The sequence below is a fragment of the Paenibacillus sp. PL91 genome, assembly GCF_012935325.2.
Taxonomy (GTDB): domain Bacteria; phylum Bacillota; class Bacilli; order Paenibacillales; family Paenibacillaceae; genus Pristimantibacillus.
In genome coordinates this window covers 198,935-220,775 of the sequence record NZ_JABBYG020000010.1, presented here as the reverse complement: position 1 = coordinate 220,775, position 21,841 = coordinate 198,935, and the positions used below count along the sequence as shown (strand labels likewise).

Below are 21,841 nucleotides of genomic sequence, written 5' to 3'. Positions count from 1 at the left end.
TCCCCCCTATATCACAGACTCTTCCGCTTTAGTAATCCTCATATTAATGACGGAGAAAATGAGAATGGCTACTGCCAGAACAAACGCCTGCGCTGACGCATAACCCATTTGCAGCTGATTAAAGCCCTGCTGGTAGATCAGATATACCGGTGTTTTGGTCACATTGGCCGGCCCGCCTTGAGTAAGCACAAACGCTTGATCAAATAACTGAAGCGCCCCGATAATCGATAAGGTGCTGACGAGGAAGGTCGTTGGCCTAAGCTGCGGCCACGTTATAAACCGGAAACAATCAATCTTGGTCGCCCCGTCGAGTTTTGCCGATTCATATAAGTAGTCGGGAACACCCTGCAAACCGGCAAGATAGATGATCATATTGGAGCCGACTGACTGCCAGAGCGTCACCATGATGATCGAGAGCATTGCCGTCTCGGTTTGGGCTACCCAAGCAGGTCCGGTTATGCCGACATACGAGAGCAATCCATTAACGAGTCCAAACTCTGGATGTAGCAGCCAAATCCATACGGTAGCAGCTGCCACGGATGAAGTCAGCGTCGGCAAATAATTCAACGTCCGGAATAGCTTAATGCCGCGCCATGCCCGGTTCATCAGAATGCCAAGCGCGAGCGAAATAATAATGTTGAACGGAACAAATACGACCGCATAAAGGAATACATTTTTGAACGTAACCCATAATAATTCATCATCCAGCAGCCGGCGGTAATTTTCGAAGCCAACCCAATCCTTCCGGCTTAGCACATCATAGTTGGTGAAGCTCAAATATAGCGCCATAAACACAGGAATTACGGTAAAAACAAGAAACAACAGCATGGTTGGCGCAATGAACGCGTATGCCGTTCTTGCCTGATGACGATCCAGCTTTCTAACGGAAGCCATAGAAACTCCCCCTCCATGGAGAAAGGGAGGCTTGCCTCCCTTTCTTTTGTTTTACCCTTTATTTTACCTCGCTATTGTCCTTCAGCAGCTTATCGCCCTGCTCTTGCGATTTCTTAAGCGTATCTTCAATGCTCTGCTTGTTTTGCTGGAATAGCTGCAGATTCGGAATTAGAGCATCTCCCTCCATCACCGAATAGCCAGGATGGTTAGGACGTACCTTCGCGAACTCAAGCGTCTCCATAAACGGCTGCCAGAGCGGATCATCCTTGAAAAACGGATCTTCGAGCGCCGGCTTGTAGCCCGGAATGTTCAAGCTCGTTTTTGCCCAGAGCAGCGCATTGTCTTTGTTTGCAAGCCACCATTTAATGAACGTCCAGGACTCCTCTTTATGCTTCGCGCCTTCTGGAATAACTAAGCCAAAACCGCCCATGACGCTTCCTTTGTCGCCATTTGGTCCTGCCGGCGGCGGCACAATGCCAAACTCCAAATCTTTACCGTATTTTTTATAAGTGCTGAGCATCCATGGACCTGTATACTGCATCGCAAGCTTGCCGGTTACGAACGCGTCCTGCCCTTCGCCTAACCCTTGCTCAAAGCCGACTTTATACACTTTATCTTGATTGAGCAGTTGATCCCAATATTGCAAAACCTGCTTGCCCTGCTCGTTGTTAAAATTGGTTTTGCCGTCCTCCGTAATCATTTGCCCGCCTGCTTGCTGCACATACATGTTGAACAATCCCACATCGCCAAGCGAGAAGCCTGCAACCTCCAGCTTATTGCCATTCCACTTCGTTAGCTTGGCTGCGGCTGCGGCAAGCTCATCCCATGTTTTCGGCGGCTCAAGGCCCGCTTCCGCAAGAAGCTTCTTATTATAGAAGAGAGCGCGCGCATCAACCGTAAGCGGCAGTCCGTACAGCTTATCGTTAAGAGAAAGCTCCTTTAACGACTCCTCATAATAATCATCACGCGAAATGCCATCGCGCTCTAAATATTCATCGATCGGATGAAGCACGTTTTTAGGCGCGTAAAGGGACGTTCTCCAGCGATCCCAGAACAGAATGTCCGGTGAACCGCCTGAGGTAGCAGCCGTTAGGAACTTGGTGATCATATCCTGCTGCAGCACGTATTTCACGCGGATTTTATCTTGCGATTTATTAAAGGCATCAACCATCGTCTCAAACTGTATTTGCCCTTCGCCGCCCCAATCGCCCCAGAAGGTCAGCTCAACCGCCTTACTGTTTTTTGCATTTCCGTCTTCCGCTTTCGTATTACCGTTCGACTCTTTCTGGTTCGCGTTGCCCGAGCACCCCGCGATAAGCGATGCTACGAGCAGCATTGCTGTCAACGTCATTAGCCATTGCTTCAATCTCATTGCCATGCCTCCCTTTTTTATGTTGTTCGATAAATAGTAACCGCTTACATGAGATTAGTATATTAGCATAAAATGTATATGTCAACTCAAATATATTTCGACATTTTTCCATGCTAATATATCATTTAAAGCTGTATATTCTCTTCTATTACCGCCGTCTTTGAACGTATATTTGCGCGCTTTGCCTAGCAATTGGAACAAAAAAAGAACGCCCAAAATCATTTATCCAATGATTTTGAACGTTCTTTTGGGACAGCTGCTCCATCATTTGCTCGCTTTATCTGTTGAGTCTCCAATTATCAGATCCGCTTCAAGCATAATTTTGTTCGGTACCGACTGACCTTTCAAAATTTGCAGCACATGGCCTACGGCGAGGCGCCCCATTTCCTCTTCATTTTGACGAATATGAGTAAATGCGTATCCGCCGCCAAGTCTAGTAGGCGGACTATCGAAGCAAATGATCGATATATCCTGCGGGATGCGCAGGCCCAGCCTTTCCACAGCCGATTTGGCAAGCAGCGCAATGTTATATTCAATAGCGAACAATGCGGTAATACCCGGATGGTCCTTCAAATGCTCCATTAGCCTTCCGATATCCCGTTCAATGTTTTCATCGCTAAATGAATTCGGCAGCGTTGAAGTAAGATCGCTTACCCACAGCTCTCTCTCTACCGCGATGCCATGCTCGGCATGCGCTTGAATGAATCCTTCAATCCGCTCCTCAACAGCGGTCGTATCCATTGGCGGCGGCGACAGGAAGGAAATATGGCGATGACCTAGCTCGAACAAATAGGAAGTCGCTTTTCTTGCGGCAGCGGCATTATCCGAGCTGATCGAGGCGGCGGATACTCCCTTCAAATGCCTGTCTATCAATACGAGAGGGAAACGGCTAATGACCAGCTTCAATATTTCCTCGTTAAAATACTCCCCTTGAGCCGGGAAAATGATTAAACCGTCTACCCCAAGTTGAAGCAGCTTCTGAATGGATTGCTCTTCATTGGCCGGTACGCCAAATGATCTGCGGAGCACGAGGAAGCAATCATGTTCCCTTGACGCTTCCTCCATGCCATAGATTAATCCCGTTCCGTAGCTATTTCCAAAATCGGTAATGACAAGCCCTATCGTAGTCATTTCCGTAGCAAAAGAAGACGCCGGTGACTCAGAGGGAGCAGCATCGGATCCAAAATCCGTAACTGGATCGGCTACAAACGATCCTCTTCCGGGCTTTCGCACAATTAGACGCTCATTCGTAAGCAGCTCAAGCGCTTTTTTGCTTGTAATCCTGCTCACCTTATACGCTTCGGCCAGCTCCTTCTCGGAAGGGATTCGTTCACCGATGCCATACATCTTCGTTAATATTTGATTTTTTACCGCTTCAAATATTTTTTCGTACATCGGTTTAGACGAAGTATCATTCATATTGAGCCCCTCTTCCATTCAATCAAATCAACATGTCTCTAATAATATATCATGATATATCATTCGATTATCTTTTGCAATGAATTTTCATGCGGAATATACAAATAAAGCCAATCAGCTGCTGCCGATTGACCCCTCTAGCACTATCCTATTCCAAATGCTTCTTTGTATCCTGTCGGTAATCGATCGGAAGCTTGCCAAACCTTTTTTTGAACATATCGCTAAAATGGCGCGCATTGTTATAGCCGACCTTCTCGGCTATCTCATACACCATTAAGTCAGTAAGGCTCAGCATATCGGTCGCATGCTTCATCCGCACTTCCGTTACATAGGTTTTAAAATTTTGCTTGGTATGCTTCTTGAAGAAGCTGCTGAAATAATAGGGATTCATAAAAGCCATGCTCGCCATCGACTCAAGCGTAATTTCTTCGTCATAATGCTCATCGATGTACTGCTTGATTTTTGCCAGCACGATTTTATCTTTATTGCCCGAATCGCTATCCATCTCTTTGTAAGTTTTCTCGAACACGCCAATAATTTCGCCGCTCATCTGATTAAAAGTCTCGAAGGAGTTCAGCTTCTGCTGAAGCTCTCGCTTGTCTAACGCGCGTTCTGACAATCGAACGCCTGATTTGGACAGCTCTTGGATAATAAATGAAACCGAAGAAAAACAGGTGGATACGGCTAGGGAACGATTGCCATACGTTTCTTTTTTTATCGTATCGAGCCATAGCGTTAGGGCAGCCTGCACTTCAGGCCACGCTTTAGCTGTCATTCCGCGTATGACATCCCATTGCAAATCATACAGCTCTTTGTCTATGGCATACGGTTTCCCTTTCGGAACAAGGCTGAGCAGGCGATTTAGACCTACAAAATATTTCATTTCCATCGCATGCTCCGCTTCACGGTAAGCCTCTTCCAGCTTCATCAGCCCGCTCACTGGACGGCTAAGCGCAACCGATACCTTCAGCTTCAAAAAGGTTTCCATTTTCTTTTGCGTATCCTCAGCTAGTATGCGCGGCTCTGCGTCCCTATCGTGACTAACCACGATCACATGCTGGATCCCTTTCATAAAGGCATAACCGATGCCTGTATCGATAAAACTCTCCTGCAGCACATTCCCGATCGCAAATTCAATCAGCTTCTTTTCCTTATCTGTCCAGCGGTCCGACTCTTCCTTCAGCCGCTCCACTTCAACAATTAAGACCGTATAGAAAGGCCCTGGAAGCTGTGCGTCCGTTTCTTGGAACGATTTTGTTTTGGGCGATAAATTGCCGTCGGTTAACTGGATTAAAGCATCCTGCATCTCTTCATGCCGGCTTTTGCGCTCCAGCAGCTTCAGCTTGCCTTTTCGCTTCTGCTCTTCATTGTGCTCCATAATCATTGAAATGGCTTTGTCCAGCACGCTCTCCAGCTGTTGCTTGACGACTGGCTTCACTAAATAATCGATCGCTCCAAAAGCAACCGCGTCTCTCGCATAGGAGAATTCCTGATACGCGCTAATAAAAATAACATTCACCGGCAAGCCTCTTTGCTTGATCTCTTTAATCATGTCGATGCCTGTTCGATGAGGCATGCAGATATCGCTAATGACAAGATCGGGTGCCAGCTCTTCAATTAGCTGCGTCAGCTCATTGCCGTCATAGGCTTGCCCTACGATTTCCATGCCGAACGATTCCCAATCGATCAGCTTCCGCAATCCTTTTATAATGATCGGTTCATCATCTGCCAGAATGAGTCTTATCATGCGGCAATTCCTCCTTCACCGGAAATAGCATCAGCACCGAAGTGCCCACATGCTTGCGACTGCTGATCGACACCCCGTAGCCTTCTCCGCAAACCGATTTGATTCGCTCATGCACATTTTTCACGCCGACATTTTTGGAGGGAGCAGCAGCATTTTCCAAATTCGCATTCAACCGGTCAAGCTCCTCTTTATCCATGCCTATGCCGTCATCGTAAACCGTCACCGCAAGCTTATCCTCCCAAAGCTCAATCGATACTTGAACCGTCCCCTTTCCTTTAAGCCGGAGCCCGTGCTGGATAGCATTCTCGACAATCGGTTGCAAGGAAAGCTTTAAAATTAGCGAGGCCATATTTACATCCTCTGAGATACTGCATCTAAGCTCAAATCGATTTTCAAACCTTATTTGAATAATGTAAAAATAGTCCTTGAGGTGCTCCAGCTCCTGCTGTACCGTCACCCAATCCTCGCCATAATCGATTACATATTTTAATTGATTCGAGAGCGAAAGGATCATATCCGCTACTTCATCCGCATCGCTGTGGACCGCATTCATACGGATAACCTCAAGCGTATTGTATAAATAATGAGGCCTGATTTGGCTTTTAAGCGCATTCAGCTCCGTTTGCTTTTGCTTGATCTCGGCAACGTATGCCTCGTTAATAAAAGCTTGAAGCCGGTCCACCATCCGGTTGAAGCCATGCGCCAGTCTTCCCATCTCGTCATTGCTTTTCACTTCGACCTGTATTTCCAAATTGCCCGATTCTACCTTAGCCATCTGTTTAATGAGTGAGCGAATTGGCCTAGCCAGTCGCCTAGAAAACCAGGTTCCCATAATGATGAGCACAAGCGAGCAAATTCCAATTGCAAAGTAAACAGCAGTGCTGGTCGTTCCGAGCTGCTTGTAGATTTCCTCGTTCTCGAATTTCACCAGCAATTGTCCCTTAATAAACGGGATTTCTTCGCTCAGTATAAGCTTGCTGTTATCACTCTCCGAGGATAGGGGCACTTGGATGGACGCCAGCTCCTTATTGCTAAAATAAGGCCGCTCTTTGTCATCCAGCACATACAGCTCGTCCTTGACACCCAAATTAAGCTCTCGCAAAAATTGGTCCGCTATTTTGGCATCGACATCAAAGTACAACGTTCCTACGATTTTGGGCTCCCGTGTCAGCGTGCCTGAAGTATCGATTAAGTTCCTGCCGATCGTAATGACCTTATCCTTGGAATTAAAAATATAATAATCCTCATGCGTCGGATAAATCATCAAATCGGTGGGCTGATCTTTCATCGTGCTCGCCCATTCTTTTACGGGCAGCTTTTCCGGTATTAATACCTTATTTTCCTTCGTTTGATAATACAGCTTGCCGTCCTTCGTCCTTACGAAATAAGCGCTTGTAATATAGCGGTCGCTGTACATGATCATTTTGAGAAAAGCATCGATCGGCACGGAATTGATCTGTTCCAATTCATTCACATTGCGAGTCTGGTTGTCCGCGAAGCTATCAAGCACGCCTTCATAGCGCCCCGTGTACATCAGCATTGAAATTTCGTTATAGTTGTTGAACGCAGAATTCAGGTTATAGCTAATATAGAGAACCATTTGGCGCAGATTATCGTTCGTATAACGCTCAACATGCCCCGTAAAGGTTTGCACGGAAAAATAACTGAGCGCGAACAGCGGAATAAGGCCAACTAATATAAACGCAGCCGAAAATTTGACAAACACGCTATTCCATCTTTGGCGCCATGATTTCATCAATAAGCTCCTCCTAAACAAAGCTGCTCCTGTTGTCTCATCATAACATGAAATAGCCCTTGCCCGGATGCAACAAGGCAAGCAACGAACATAGCCGGAAGCACCTCTGGAGGAGCTTCCGGCTGTACGATTAGTACGCGGTGTAATCGATCATGCTTACCCTTTGATTGCGCCTGAGGAGACGCCTTTGACGAAATATTTTTGCAAGGAAAGGAAGGCAATCAATACCGGGATAAGCGACATCGTCGTTCCCGCAAAAATCATATCCCAGCGTGAAGAGAATTCGCCGACATAATAGAACAGCTCGACGATCATCGTCTTGGCTTGGCCTGCTGGAAGCACCATCATAGGCATCAGGAAGTCGTTCCAAATGCCAAGTCCCTGAAGCACCACCATACTTGCGGTAACTGGCCCAAGGAGAGGGAATACTATTTTCCAAAAGATCCCCGTTCTTGAACAGCCGTCTATTTCCGCCGACTCCTCGATCTCCCGCGGAATCCCTTTCAGAAAGCTTGTGTAGAGCAGCACCCCGAAGCCGACGGAACCGGAAATATACACTAGGATGGGACCCGTAAGCGTACCGAACAATCCGATCATTTTCAACTGCTTAAACAATGGAATCATGTACACCTGGAACGGAATCATCATCCCGAAGAGAAAATACGTAAACACGCTGTTTGTCCATTTGTTATTTGTCCGCTCGATTGCGTAAGCAGCCATTGGAATGACTAGCACCATGACAGCAATCGAGCATACGGTCAGAATCGTGCTGTTTAGCATCGCTTCGGGATATTTGGTCTCCGTCAGCAAATATTTAAAGCTCTCTAAGTAAAGCTCCTTCGGAAAAGCGATGGCGTTCCGCATAATTTCGGCATTGCTCTTAAAGGCGGACATGATGTTGAAATAGATCGGGAATGCAAAGACAATAGCAATAACTAGAGTCACAACGAATGTAACAATATCGATCAGCTTGATATCTTTTTTCATCTTACATTTGCACCTCTCTTTTGCGAAGCACTTTCATTTGAATGAGGGAGATGGCCAAGGTCAGGATGAAAAGTACGATGGCTAGCGCCGTGCCAAAGCCCTGTCTCAATTCGCCAAAGCCGACCTTGTAGATGATATAAGTCAATGTTTCCGTAGCAAAGCCCGGGCCGCCGTCGGTCATAACCGCAATCTGGTCGAATATTTTGAGTGAGCCGATCATGGACAGCATTACGCATACAGTGGTAGCGCCAGCAAGCAGCGGGAATGTAATGTGTCGGAATTGCTGAAGGCGATTAGCCCCGTCAATGCTGGCAGCTTCATTTAATTCCTGTGGAATGCCTTGAAGCCCTGCCAGATAAATAACCATATAATAACCGGCTGCCTTCCATACGGTGGAGAGAATAATCGAGATTAGCGCATAATCCGGATTGCCCAACCAGTCTGTTTTCAGGAAACCGAGACCTGTCATTTCTAGTAATTGATTCAAGACGCCAAAGTTATAATTTAAGATGATCATCCAAATAAAGCCCATAATAATGCCGGACATTAATACCGGAAAATAAAAGATACTGCGGAAAAAGTTACGGAGCCAGCGAACCTGATCGACCAATATCGCAAGCGCTAGCGCTACGATATTTTCTAATACAACCAATGAAACGGCAAAGATCAGCGTGTTTTTTAATGCATTGTGCACCCGGGGGCTCTTTACGATCTCAATGAAGTTGTCGAATCCGATATACCGAACTTTATCGCTTACCCCGTCCCAGGATGTAAAGCTGAGATAAACGCTGCTAAGCGTAGGTATAATAACGAAAGCCGTATAGATAACAAGCGTCGGCAGTAAAAACCAAATCGCATAATTCGTCCATTTCTTTTTCTTTGACCTCGCAATCATGGCTCTCTCCTACTTCCTAAAAAGGTTTGATAAAAAGAGAACCTCCGCGTTGGCAGAGGCTGCTCTTTTAATGTCATCAGGTGTAAAAAAGCTGCTTACTGCTGGTTCGCTTTCACATTGTTGTCATACTCCGTGTCGGCTTGTTTCATGTAATCGGTCACATCGCCGTTTTTCAGTACCAACTCTTGAAGCAGCTTGTAGAACCAGTTGCGGAATTGCGGCGGAATCGCATTTTCACCGTACCAGTTATTAATCGCGAGCGATTTCGTTACGGTATCATCACTCATTAATCGAAGCACTTCCTTCATTTGCTCGCCTGTTTCGTAAGATACCTCTGTAGCTGTTGAAGGAATGCCATTTACTGTGGCTAAATATGGACCATATTGCGCAGGATCAAAGAAGAATTTAATAAACGCTTTCATTGCTTCTACTTTGTCAGCATCCTTTGCTGCTTTTGCCGACAATGACCATCCTGCTAGACCCGGCAGACCTAATACTACCGTTTTCCCTTCACGGTTAGGGATCGCATAGAAGCCAAATTCAAAGTTCGGATCTGCTTCCGCAATTTGACCGAACATCCAAGGACCGGAGAAAAGCTGTGCTGCTTTGCCTGACACTAGAATGGAAGCCGTTTGATTGTCTGCTGTGCTGAGCCAGCCTTTATCGACATATTTGCTGAACAAATCCTTATAATCCGTCATCGCCTGCACCATTGGCGCATCTGTGAAGCTAGCTGTTTTAGCCGTGCGCTTTGAGTTCCAATCCGGGTCCTTCGCATACACTTCGTTCATGATGAAGAAATTCGTCCAGAAGCCCATGTGGAATATATCTTTGCCGCCAACTACGATTGGTGAAATGCCGGTAGCAGCCAATTTCTCTTGAATAGCTAAAAATTCGTCGTACGTTTTCGGCAATTCCGTAATGCCAGCGTCTGCATAAGCCTTCTTGCTGTAGATGATGCCTTGAGGCGTACCGCCGGATATTGGTGCATTATAGATTTTATCGTTGTATTTCGGAAGCGTTTTGAACAAGCTGTGAAGATCCTCCGGCAGCTCAACGATTTTGCCTGCATCAGCAAACACCTTCGTATCGCGCATCTCCACCAGATCAGGGAATTGGCCTACCGCGTCCTTGGTCTTTAGCCAATCCAAGTAAGCGGCGGATGTCGTTTCGCTATAATTAACGATTTTAATGTTCGGATTTTTTGCGGTGAATGCCTCAATGCTTGCTTCAATCGCTTTTTTCGTAGAAGGGTCGCCCGTTGCATATGCAATCGTAAAGCTGACTTCCTTCGGAGCATCTGTCGCCGTACCGGTGTTTTCCGAGCTGTTGCCTGGCGCTGTATTATTGCCGTTGTTAGCATTGTTACCGCCGCAAGCCGTAAGTACCAAGGATAAAGCCATAAGGATCGAAGCGAATTTCAGTAATGGTTTTTTAGCCATTTACTTGGACCTCCCTTTAGTATCTGCGTGTTTAGAGGAACTTCATGTTAGATGTGCGCATCATCTTGTTCCATTCCGTTTCCTTAATCTAAGACTATCATCAAAATATGTCACGTTAAATGAAGTTTTTTAAGCCGGATATGATGATTATTTAAGAAGTTACCAAAGGTATAGATCATTTCCCTTCAGCTTAAAAACAGCTTCCATGAAGTAATAATCGCCGTAAATAATCGGGGTATGACGATTGTTATTATGGTAGGCAGCCGAGCCGTTAATTAAAAGGCAATCGGAATTAGTTGTCCAGTCGCTGCGCGATTCATCCAATGTTTTTAGCAGCTTCACCGCTGCATTTATAAACACTTCTTTTTCATGCTGGCCTACTGCCTTAGCGATTTCGATGAGCCCGCATGCTGCAATGGCCGCGGCTGTCGAATCTTCATACGCAGGCTCTTTGGGCTGTCTAAAATCAATGGGTATAATCCCGCTTTCAGGGATATTCGCCATAAAATAATGTGCGATCCGCTTCGCCGTATTCAAATAATCTTCTTTCCCAGTATGGATATAGCTCATCATAAAGCCGTACAGCGCCCAGGTTTGACCTCTTGTCCAAGACGAGCCTTCCTCATAGCCCTGACCGCCATGCGTTCTCACCACGCCGCCATTGAACGGATCAAATTCAACGATGTGGTTAACGGAGCCATCCGCCCTCACAAACGCCGTCATGGCGGTATCCGCATGCCTCATCGCCATTTGCTTGAACCTCGGATCGCCCGATTCCTCCGATGCCCAGTAGAGAAGGGGAATATTAAACATACAATCGACGATAGCCCAGCCCCTGGTGTCCTGCTCGCCTAAGTCATTCCACGCACGAATAAACCCGCCAGCCAGATTAAAGCGGCCTGCCAGCAGATTAGCTGCATGCATGGCTCTTTTTCGCGATTCCATATTGCCCGTTACTTTATAATTGGCTACGCTTGTAGGAAGCCACATAAATCCTACATCATGATGCAGCCCGTAATAGTGATGGAAGCATTCATCCAGCATAACCTCTGAGATATTGGCTATCTCTTTATACTTTTCATTGCCGGTTTCATGGTGCATCAGCCACATCATACCGCCCCAGAAGCCATTGGTCCACCAATTGATGCCATCGGTTTCGGTGCCTGTCGGGTTGTCCACCGCACGGTTGTCATGTTCCCCGTTAATTGTCGTGTACGGAATTTTATTTCTGGACTTTTCGCTCACCCAATCCATCTTCGTTGTCAATTTGCCAATGACATCGTTTAACCATAATTGATCGTTAGCCTGTAGCATGTGTATATTCCTACTCTCTCTTTCGCGTATTTTTTACTGCTTTCTGCTGGCCTTCATAATGTAGTCGAATACGAGAAATAATCAAAATCAGCATGCCTTTTCGTACCGTTTATATCCTGCGCGCATAAGCCGATCATAGCGCCGGTGAAGCCAAGCTTGCCGCCGTATTCATCTGACAGCGCACCCATATCAAGATCCCCGCCAACCGCCTGCCACTGCTCACCGTCAGGGGATGCATAGAACTGGAGAGACCGCTCCGCCACGACTGCACGCAAATAATAGGTGGTCCAATCTTCTACCTGTTGCTCGCTGGCTCTGTCTTCCTGGTACTTCCCGCTCTGCGAGCGCACAACACCAAGCTTGCGTCCGCTCTCTCCGTCACGCGTAACTCTTAAATAATAATAATCCAGCTCGTCGTAGTAGAAGATGAGTCCTGCCATTTGCATAAAATGGTCCGGATCGTAATCCATCCTGGTCTCCACGGTACAATGAAAATGCTGGAGCCTGCGTGCAACCATGCTCTGGCGATGCCACGAATGCAGCGATTCACAGCCGCGAAGGCGCAGGTATCCAGGTCGCTCGCTAAGGCTAAGCCATGATTCTTCCGCCGGTACTCGAAGCGTTTGATATTGAAATCCTAAGGAGGCTCCATCAAAATCATCCTTTATTGGCTGCTCAGGGAATGGCTGCGGTGCCAGATTTGGCGCAGGCACTTGAAGCGCCGGAAGCCTGCCCTCATGCGCTAGCCTCAGCCAGCCGTCCTCCATCCAAATGCAGCGCTGAATCGACGTTTCTCTTCCCAGCGGATTTAGATTCGTTCCAGCAAATGGACGACTGCAAATATGCGTCATATACCACTCGCCTGTTTGTGTCTCTACGAGCATGCCATGACCCGCATTTTGCAGCGGGTAATCGGGTGTGCCGCTCGTCGTCAATATCGGATAGTTCGGGTCCGTCTCATAGGGGCCCTCCAAATGGCGCGAGCGAGCGAGCGTTGCAGCGTGATTGATCCCTGTTCCGCCTTCTGCGACAAGCAAATAATAATAGCCGTTACGTTTAAACAGCTGGGGACCTTCCGTTACGCCAATGTCCGTGCCTTCGTATATTTTACGGACCGGACCAACTAGCCGCTGCTCTTTGTAATCATATTGCTGAAGCATGATGCCGCCGAATCTGGAATGGTTATCCCGGAAATCCCACTGCATATTAAGGAGCCATTTTGTCCCGTCTGTATCGTGAAATAAATAAGGATCGAAGCCGCTTCCGTTTAAAAAAATAGGCTCTGACCAAGGCCCGTTCATGTTGTCTGCTGTGACCAAATAATTGTACAAATCCTTGTAAACGCCCTTACGGCCCTTAACATCCGTGAACAATAAATAATAAAGGCCATTGTCGTAAGAAAGTGCCGGTGCCCAAATGCCGCCAGAGCTTGGATTGCCGCGCAAATCCAGCTGTGAAGTCCGCGTCAACGCATGGGGCAGCAGCTCCCAGTTCGTCAAATCTTTGGAATGATAGAGCTGCACGCCAGGAAACCATTCGAAGGTTGACGTTGCAATATAATAATCCTCGCCGACGCGAAGAAAAGAAGCATCCGGATTAAATCCAGGCAATATCGGATTATTTATCAACAAGTGATGTTCCTCCTTCATGTATTTTCAAAAAATCACTAGGGCAGCTCTATCGTATCACTTCTATAATCGAGCCAAGTGTAGGTTTCTTTAGAACAAAGTGCGCTTTTTTAATCACTTTGATTCCTAATGCCATTGGCACACCATGCAATCGGCGCGGCAGGTTTGGGAATTACGCTGCACTTTGTGCACTGTAATCCAGACTTTAACCCCTTTTCCTTTGCTACATTGCATTTTGTACAACAGAATCGCCGAGCTCCATTTCGCATTCCACTATCGAGGCTATTCTGTTGTACTTTCTGCAGCGTAGCTGCTGATTTGAGTTATCATGTCAGGTTTTTGTTGTACTTTGTGCAATGGGACACAGAAGCTGAAAACAAAAAGGACCTCATTCTCAGAGGTCCTCTTCGTGTATATATTCAATGCGTTATCCGCTTATTGCTGACTGCTGTTAGGGGCTTGGTTTTCGGATTGGCTGCCGCCTTTGCTTTGGTTGCCCGATTGTCCGCCGCCTGGAGCTTGGTTGTTGCCGCCGCCTAGGCTGCCATTGCCACCATGGTTGTGATTTCCGCCTTGGCCGCCGCCAATTCCCCCGCCTTTGCCTTGGTTCTCACCTTGGCCGCCGCCAATTCCGCGACCTTTGCCTTGGTTCTCGCCTTGGCCGCCGCCAATTCCGCCGCCTTTGCCTTGGTTCTCGCCTTGGCCGCCGCCAATTCCGCCGCCTTTGCCTTGGTTCTCGCCTGCGCCGCCGCCGATTCCGCCGCCTTTGCCTTGGTTCTCGCCTTGGCCGCCGCCAATTCCGCCGCCTTTGCCTTGGTTCTCGCCTTGGCCGCCACCAATTCCGCGACCTTTGCCTTGGTTCTCGCCTGCGCCGCCGCCGATTCCGCCGCCTTTGCCTTGGTTCTCGCCTGCGCCGCCACCAGCTCCTCCGCCTGCGCTACCACCAGCTCCTCCGCCTGCACCACCACCAGCTCCTCCGCCTGCGCCGCCACCAGCTCCTCCGCCTGCGCCGCCACCAGCACCGCCGCCTGCGCCGCCACCAGCTCCTCCGCCTGCGCCGCCACCAGCTCCTCCGCCTGCGCCGCCACCAGCTCCTCCGCCTGCGCCGCCACCAGCTCCACCTACGCCGCCAGCTCCATTGCCCTTACCGATTGATCTTGCCTTCATTTTCGACTTCGCTTTACTGCGAGCCTTCATCGAAGACTTCATTTCTGAATAGGAGTAGGTAATTGATTTTAGTGTTTTAACATCCACTGAGCCCGTCGCTTTCAGCCCATGCTTTTTCTGAAAATACTTTACGCCGCGTACAGTAGATGCACCATAATAGCCATCGATGGGGCCAGAGTAGCTGCCTAGTGATTTCAGCATGCCTTGGATAACATAAACATCCGGGCCCTTTGCATTTTTGCCAATGGCTTGCCCTGTATGAGGCATGCTGAACATCAATGTAACGGCTAGCAATACTGCACCTATGTATCTTGCTGCAAGCCTCACTGCCCTATTTCTTTTTTCGCTTGATGCCATTTTTTCGTTTTGTTGCATACAAAATACACCATCCTTTTCAAATCATTATTAACGCACCACCTTACTATCCCCATCTTTTTATTTTCATACCACATTTATTAAACAACAAAAAAACGGATCGCCTATTGCGCTCCGCTGCTCTTAAACCGTCCTATTGGAAAATAATTATGCCAAACCGCCTAGCTTATACGATATTTGTGATGCAGCCGCTTTTACATTTTGAATCACAATCGGAATTTCCTTCTCATTAAGCCTTTGAATAGGTCCTGCTGCAGATAAGCTTGCGACGATACGCTGCTGGGGATCAAATATCGGAGCCGCAATCGCAAAAGCATCCGTATCGACTTCTCCTAAAGTAAAGCTATAGCCTGCTTTCCTTATGCTCTGCAGCTCCTGCAATAGCGTAGGCTTGCTGGCATCTTCCGCAAAATGCTTGCACATCTCTTCAATGATTTTGTCATTTTCAAAAGCGAGCAGCGTTTTTCCTGATGCGCCCGAGTTAAGCGGCAGCACTCGGCCATTTTCGATAGAGAGCCTGATGAGCCTTTTGCTCGTCACATTTTCAATGCAAATCGCCTTGGAGCCCGAACGCACGAATAGCACCGTCGTTTCGTTCGTGAGAGCGGTAAGCTCCTCCATCACCGGCCTAGCAATCGTAAGAAGCTCCTTCTCAATTTGCTGGGACAAGCTTCTTGCCAAATCAAATATCCGCAGCCCTAAGCCGATTTGGCCTCTGCCCTTGCGCTCAACGAAGCCGTTCTTAATAAGCGTTTGAATAAATCGATATGCCGTGCTGTCCGGGATGCCTACCTTCTCAGCAATCTCGCTCACTGTAAGCGTAGCACCCGACTCAGCGAGAACAAACAATATATCGATAGCACGTCCTAAGGTCTGAGTCCCATTCATCGTTACACCTCGAAATATAAGCAATAATAGTTACATGTATGAGATACAGTATATCATACCCGCAGTTCACCGCGTGCTCTACGCATAGTAGTTTTTTCGAGCCTAAGAAGAAATGTATTCGTAGATAGTGCCAGCAGCGAACCGAGCAGCGTCCCCCATACCATTTTCGGAACAGAATTTTGATATAAGCCTTCGAATAAAATGCCTCCTAATCCGCCGGCATTGATCCAGGCCGCAATCGTAGCTATGCCAATAACGGAAGCCGAAGCGATCCGAACCCCGCCAATTATGACCGGCAGCGCAAGCGGCGGCTCGATCTTGACGAACATCCTCCAAGCGCCAAAGCCCATGCCTTTGGAAGCACACCGAGGAAAGCATTGACCATCTGTTTTCTCTCCTCCCTTCCAATTGAATTATCATATAATAAAAATGAATTAACATTATTTTTTATGTCAAACGAAATTAGTTACTCCTGTCGTTTGCAAGCCGAATAAGTGTGTTCAGCAGAACGTTTGCGCCCGCTTCGCAATCATCCGGGCTGCTCCACTCAAGCGGATGATGGCTGATCCCGTCTCGGGAACGTATAAGAATAAGGCCGATATCTGTCAGCTCATTCATGGCCACCGCATCATGGCCCGCGCCGCAAACCATATAAGTGTCAGTCAAACCCACACTTGCGCAGCTGCTCGCAATGGCTTCCACGATGCGCTTCGAAGCTTGCACAGGCTGTGCACCGTCAATCGCACGAATGGATGTGGTTAAACCTCTCGCTTCAGCTGAGCGTTCAAGCGCAGCCGTAATCGCAAGCTCCATTTGCCGTAGCGGTTCTGATGCTTCATGCCGCATATCTATCGTAAAGACGACCTCGCCTGGAATGACGTTAATGGCTCCCGGGGCAAGATTCAGTGTACCTATCGTTGCGACTCCTCCCTGCTGGATCGCAATTTGCTCAATCGCGAGCAGCGCAGCAGCTGCTGCGGCCAGCGGGTCCTGCCGCAGCTTCATGGGCGTCGTGCCTGCATGGTCAGCTCGTCCGCGAATACTCACCTCAAGCCAGCAGTGACCGTAAATAGCCGACGCTATACCTACAGCTTCACCAAGCTCCTCCAGCACGCGGCCTTGTTCAATATGCAGCTCAACATACGCTTTGACTGCATCCCGGCTGCGCCTGGCACGGGCTGCTTGATGCGGATTCAGATCAGCGTATTTCATCGCTTCTCGAAGCGTGGTGCCGGCAGAATCGGCCAGCTCCAGCCAATTCCTCTTCCACGCGCCTGCCATCGCCCGGCTGCCCAGATAGCCTGCGCCAAAGCGAACCCCCTCTTCGTCTGTAAAGCAAATGACCTCTAAAGGGCTATCATGTTTTATGCCTTGCTCCTTGATGGTTCGAAGCGCCTCAATGCCGCCAAGCACGCCCAGCGCGCCGTCGAATAAGCCAGCATGAATGACAGTGTCAATGTGTGAGCCCGTCGCAATCGCGCCTTCTCCTTGCCGCTCGCCCTCCAGCCGTCCGATAAGGTTGCCTGCTTCGTCTTGTCTGACGGCGAGTCCCGCATCCTCCATCAATCGAATAATAAATTGTCTCGCGATTAATTCCTCATTGCTGAGCGAGAGCCGCGTAACTCCGCCGTTTGGGTCTGTGCCGATCCTGCCGAGCTCCTGAATCGAATCCCACAGCCGTCCGCCGTTGATGTGCGCGCTGCCTGTCTTATCCATATTGCCACCCGCTTAAGTCTGCAGGATCAGCCAACAGCAAAGCCGCGGCCAAAGCCTGCGTACCTGCCGCAACATCCTTATAATCGGTCCATTCCTCCGGGCAATGGCTTCGGCCGCCCTTGCTCGGAACGAAGATCATCCCAATCGGCGCAATAGCAGCGAGCTGATTGGCATCATGTCCCGCTCCGCTTGCCAAAGTGATCGCCGGCGCAGCTGATGCGCACGCTTGAAGCATGAGCTTCAGTACTTGTTCCTTGACGATGACCGAATCTGATTTTGACAACGGCTCAAGCGTCAAGCGCAGTCCTCGCCTGTATGCAATCTCAGATGCCTCCGCTGCAAAGGCGGCATACAACGCGTCCGATATCGATCGGTCAAGCGAACGAATTTCAAGGTCAAATCGAACAAGCCCCGGCACGACATTTGAAGCGTTGGGCTCATTGGTCACTTTGCCGATCGTCCCTACCGCTTCCTTCGCATTGCTCAGGCAATGCCGTTCAAAGGCTAACCCGATTTCGCAGAAGCCAGCAAGCGCATCGCTGCGAAGCGTCATTGGCGTCGTACCCGCGTGATTTGGCGCACCGATTATCGTGACGCGGTAACGTTGAATGCCTGCAATGCCAAGCACCGCCCCAAGGCGATGCCCCGATTGCTCTAGGAAGGGACCTTGCTCGATATGCAGCTCCAGATAAAGCGCAACATCTCCTGGCTTTCTCGCCAGCAAGGCCAGCTGATCCACATCACCGCCCTGCCGGTTAATCGCATCGCCAAGCTTTAGTCCGCTGTCATCTTGAAGCTCCAGCATCGCTTCCGGCAAATTGCCGACCATCCCTCGGCTGCCTACGGTTGAGATGCCGAACTCACTTGGCTCCTCTGCAGTGAAGTCTACGATTTGAAGCGTGTGGCGTAGCCGCCTGCCTGATTCTTGGAGCAGGCGCGCGATTTCGATGCCGGCAAGCACGCCGATCGTCCCGTCAAAGCGTCCGCCGCCCGTAACGGTATCGGTATGGGAACCAATCATAATAGGGGGCAGCGTGAGGTCGCTTCCTGGCAAGGTTCCGATCAGGTTGGATGCTGCGTCAATAGAGACCGCAAGCCCCGCTTCCAGCATGAGCTCGGAAAGCCATCGTCTTCCGTCATCATAATGCGAAGTAAACGGGCGGCGCGTCCAGCCCGGTTTAGTTATGTCGCGATACGAAGATAGCTGTTCAATACTAGCCTGCAAGCGAGCTGCGCTCGGTACCAGTTGGTGTATACTGCTCTCCATCCTTCACCTCTCCTTTCGTAGCAATGGCTTAAACGGCATGCTCCGCTCTTACAAATTTCCCATGACCCGCATCGCCAATAACAGCTCCTTCTTCATATACAACCGTTCCACTAACGATGGTATGCGACACTTTTCCTTGCAGCTCCATGCCGTTATAAGCGCTCCAGCCTGCGCTGGAATGCAGCTCGCGCTCATCCAGCGTCCAAGAAACGGATGGATCGATAATGACAAGGTCAGCGTCAAAGCCCTCCGATAACCTTCCTTTGCGATGGCCAAGACCAAAGACGTCAGCAGGCCTTTGGCATAGCAGCCTAACCAAGTCCGTCAGCGCCAGCTTGCCCTTGGCAACCCCTTCGCTATATATAATAGGAAGCAGATGCTCAACTCCAGGCGCGCCGGAAGCATTAGCGAAAATATCAGCATCCGCTTTACGTCCAATTAGCCACGGCGCGTGATCGGATGTAATCATATCGATTGCCCCTTTTTTCGCTAAATCCCACAAGCCGTCTTTATCCTGCTTCGTGCGCAGCGGCGGATTGATTTTACCCTTCGCCTTCAGACGGGGCATGTCATCCTCGCTTAGCGTCAAATAATGCGTGCAAGTTTCAGCGGTGATCTTGGCACCAAGCGAGCGGAAATAGTCAGCCAGCTGAAAAATTCGCGGATAGGTGCAATGGTATAAATGCAGTTTAACGCCTGTTTCATAAGCAAGCTCCATCGCCGTCAAAGCGGCCACCGATTCGCTTACCTTCGGCCTGCTCCAGCCATGCGCGCGGGGATCGCTTCCCTTTGAGCGGTATTTGTCGATATACCTACGCACAATTTCATCGTTTTCCGCATGTACGCCTACCGGACAGCCTGTTTCAGCAATGACTGCAAACGAGTCTAGCAGCTGGCCGTCATCAATACGCGGAAACCGGAAGGAGTCGGTATTGAACATCGACACTTTGAATCCGCAGGCACCCGCTTGCGCTAGCTGGCGGATATGCTCATAGCCTTCTTCCTTATGGATCGTAACGAGCATCGCCATATCAACAATGGATTGCTGCTCAAGCTGCGCCTTTTTTTGCTCGAACGCCTCCAGCGTACAGATCATTCCCGTCGCATCGTAAGGCATTTCAATAATCGTCGTTACGCCGCTCGCAGCTGCAGACTTGCTGGCCGTATGGAACCCCTCATCCAATGAGCTGTAGCAATGGACGTGAGCGTCGACTGCGCCTGGCAGCACGAAGCTGCCTTCGGCGTGAACGACTTTTGAGGCTATACGATCGGCATACTCTATCTTGCCTATGGTGACAATTCGGCCGTCCTTGATTCCAACAGCCGAGTCATAGCTTACGCCCTCGGGAAGCACGATGTTTCCGATTACGACAAGATCATAGCACTTGCTCATCAAGCGCTCCTCCTTCTATTCGAATCCCTCTGCGAATGAGCTCATACACAGCGCCAATGTCAGGAGTGAGCGGCCGATCCGCTGTCAAAGCAGGGACAATGCTGCGAATTTGCGCATAAACAGCAGCCGAGCCTCGTCCTAATTCAGCTTGGGATCCGCGTAAATCTATCGCTTGGGCAGCGTGCAGCGCTTCTATCCCGATGATGTAGGTTAAACGGTCGATAATATCCGCCGTCTTGCGTATGACGAGCGGCGTATTGTTTGCATGATCCTCCATATCGCCCGATAGCGAGAAATAATCGACTGAAACCGGATTAGCCAGCAAGCGGATTTCCGCATCAAGCGACGTATAGGTTTTTTGAATCGTTCCAAATGCGATGGTCTCCGAATTCGGTGCAAGAAACCGTCCAAGACCAGTGAAGGAGGGCGTACCGAGCTTAAGGGAGCGGTAGCATGATATTTTCGACAAATGGCTTAATGCGATGCCGACCATCTCAAACGCTATCGTCCATGTGGTCACGTCGAAGTTAGAGGAAGGAACGACTCTTCTTTCCTCAATAAGGACACATGGATTATCATCAGAGCTGTTCAATTGAATCTTCAGCAGCTTCAAAGCATGCGCAAGCGCATCTCGGGCCGCGCCATGCACTTGGCAAGCGCTGCGAAAGCTAAGCGGATCTTGAATTTTATCGCTTTGATCCATGCGCTCGAGCGCTCCGCCGCGCAAGCAGCTTCGGACATTAGCCGCGCTTTCTGCGCTCCCCTCGAATGGCCTTACTGCGAACAAAGCCTCATCAAATGGACTAGTGCAGCCTTGCAGCGCTTCGAGCGACAAAGCAAAGACGGCATCGGCTGTCTCCAGCAACCTTAAAGCCGCTGCAGCTGTTAAAGCTCCGGTTCCTGCGGACAACGCATTGGAGCTTACTATCGCTAGCCCATCCTTTGGCCCTAGCTTCACCGGAACGATTCCCGCTGCCTGCAAAGCTGTCTTAGCAGCTACAACTTGACCTTCGTATGTGACACTACCTTCGCCGATAATAGCTAAGCCGATATGGGACAACACCGTAATATCACCAGCGCCTATTGAACCGCGGAGCGGCAAAATCGGATGAATGCTCGCATTCAGCAAATCCCGATACATGAGCACAATCGCCGGTTGTACGCCCGTGCAGCCCATTAGCAGCGTATTCAGACGGGCGACAAGCACCGCCCTCACCTGCTGTTCGGAGGCAGCAGGCTCTACAGCGGCGGTATGCGAATAGATGAGATTCCGGTTAAAGGCTTCATACATCTCGGCTGTAATTTCGCGATCCTTGTTCTGCCCTACACCGCGGTTAAGCCCGTAGATCGGAACGCCTTCAGCGGCAAGCTCATGAATCAATCGATGCGCTTCCTCTACCCGCTTCATGGCCCCCTCCGATAGCTCCACCCGATAACCGTCAACCGCTATTTGCTCGAGCTCGCGAATTGAGAGCGAATGCCCATCGAGCGTAACTATTCGTTCGTTCGGTATTTGCCGCCTACCAAAACCTGCATCCTCTATTTTGTCATTCATGAAAGACACCCTCTTAGTCGTAATCA

The 21,841-nt window shown here is 49.2% G+C and carries 17 protein-coding genes; all 17 read right to left on the bottom strand.

Features of this window, described 5'->3' with window-relative positions:
* Positions 1-6: 6 nt before the first annotated feature.
* Positions 7-894: a carbohydrate ABC transporter permease gene (locus HI950_RS22490; RefSeq protein WP_169082624.1), complete on the bottom strand. Its 888-nt coding sequence runs from the start codon at positions 892-894 to the stop codon at positions 7-9.
* A 58-nt stretch (positions 895-952) separates the two neighbouring features.
* Positions 953-2,260, bottom strand: a complete 1,308-nt coding sequence (locus HI950_RS22485) for an ABC transporter substrate-binding protein (RefSeq protein WP_223285447.1) — start codon at positions 2,258-2,260, stop codon at positions 953-955.
* A 270-nt stretch (positions 2,261-2,530) separates the two neighbouring features.
* Positions 2,531-3,685 (bottom strand): GntR family transcriptional regulator, encoded by a 1,155-nt coding sequence (locus HI950_RS22480; RefSeq protein WP_169082626.1) that lies wholly within the window; start codon positions 3,683-3,685, stop codon positions 2,531-2,533.
* Positions 3,686-3,833: 148 nt separating this feature from the next.
* Positions 3,834-5,432: a response regulator gene (locus tag HI950_RS22475; protein WP_169082627.1), complete on the bottom strand. Its 1,599-nt coding sequence runs from the start codon at positions 5,430-5,432 to the stop codon at positions 3,834-3,836.
* Entirely contained in the window at positions 5,407-7,188 is a 1,782-nt protein-coding gene (locus HI950_RS22470) for a sensor histidine kinase (RefSeq protein WP_169082628.1), read from the bottom strand. The genes HI950_RS22475 and HI950_RS22470 overlap by 26 nt, the downstream gene beginning before the upstream one ends.
* A gap of 156 nt (positions 7,189-7,344) precedes the next feature.
* On the bottom strand, positions 7,345-8,175 hold the full coding sequence (locus HI950_RS22465) for a carbohydrate ABC transporter permease (protein ID WP_169082629.1): 831 nt from the start codon (positions 8,173-8,175) through the stop codon (positions 7,345-7,347).
* A gap of 1 nt (position 8,176) precedes the next feature.
* Positions 8,177-9,070: a carbohydrate ABC transporter permease gene (locus HI950_RS22460; protein ID WP_169082630.1), complete on the bottom strand. Its 894-nt coding sequence runs from the start codon at positions 9,068-9,070 to the stop codon at positions 8,177-8,179.
* Positions 9,071-9,165: 95 nt separating this feature from the next.
* Positions 9,166-10,512: an ABC transporter substrate-binding protein gene (locus tag HI950_RS22455; protein ID WP_169082631.1), complete on the bottom strand. Its 1,347-nt coding sequence runs from the start codon at positions 10,510-10,512 to the stop codon at positions 9,166-9,168.
* Positions 10,513-10,671: 159 nt separating this feature from the next.
* The gene (locus HI950_RS22450) at positions 10,672-11,826 is read right to left on the bottom strand and encodes an AGE family epimerase/isomerase (RefSeq protein WP_169082632.1); all 1,155 of its coding nucleotides are present in this window, start codon (positions 11,824-11,826) and stop codon (positions 10,672-10,674) included.
* A gap of 53 nt (positions 11,827-11,879) precedes the next feature.
* Positions 11,880-13,475 carry a glycoside hydrolase family 43 protein gene (locus HI950_RS22445; protein WP_169082633.1) on the bottom strand — a complete coding sequence of 532 codons (1,596 nt, stop codon included), beginning with the start codon at positions 13,473-13,475 and terminating at the stop codon, positions 11,880-11,882.
* Positions 13,476-13,889: 414 nt separating this feature from the next.
* The gene (locus tag HI950_RS22440) at positions 13,890-14,996 is read right to left on the bottom strand and encodes a peptidoglycan-binding domain-containing protein (protein WP_169082634.1); all 1,107 of its coding nucleotides are present in this window, start codon (positions 14,994-14,996) and stop codon (positions 13,890-13,892) included.
* Between the two features lie 147 nt (positions 14,997-15,143).
* Positions 15,144-15,884: an IclR family transcriptional regulator gene (locus HI950_RS22435; RefSeq protein ID WP_169082635.1), complete on the bottom strand. Its 741-nt coding sequence runs from the start codon at positions 15,882-15,884 to the stop codon at positions 15,144-15,146.
* Between the two features lie 53 nt (positions 15,885-15,937).
* Positions 15,938-16,234, bottom strand: a complete 297-nt coding sequence (locus HI950_RS22430; RefSeq protein WP_169082636.1) for an ABC transporter permease subunit — start codon at positions 16,232-16,234, stop codon at positions 15,938-15,940.
* Between the two features lie 112 nt (positions 16,235-16,346).
* Positions 16,347-17,600, bottom strand: coding sequence for a Zn-dependent hydrolase (locus HI950_RS22425; RefSeq protein WP_169082637.1), 1,254 nt, complete (start codon positions 17,598-17,600; stop codon positions 16,347-16,349).
* Positions 17,593-18,867 carry an N-carbamyl-l-glutamate amidohydrolase ErtE gene (locus tag HI950_RS22420; RefSeq protein WP_169082638.1) on the bottom strand — a complete coding sequence of 425 codons (1,275 nt, stop codon included), beginning with the start codon at positions 18,865-18,867 and terminating at the stop codon, positions 17,593-17,595. The genes HI950_RS22425 and HI950_RS22420 overlap by 8 nt, the downstream gene beginning before the upstream one ends.
* 28 nt (positions 18,868-18,895) lie before the next feature.
* Positions 18,896-20,260, bottom strand: a complete 1,365-nt coding sequence (locus tag HI950_RS22415; RefSeq protein WP_169082639.1) for a dihydroorotase — start codon at positions 20,258-20,260, stop codon at positions 18,896-18,898.
* Positions 20,244-21,815 carry an HAL/PAL/TAL family ammonia-lyase gene (locus HI950_RS22410; protein WP_169082640.1) on the bottom strand — a complete coding sequence of 524 codons (1,572 nt, stop codon included), beginning with the start codon at positions 21,813-21,815 and terminating at the stop codon, positions 20,244-20,246. The genes HI950_RS22415 and HI950_RS22410 overlap by 17 nt, the downstream gene beginning before the upstream one ends.
* Positions 21,816-21,841: the final 26 nt, after the last annotated feature.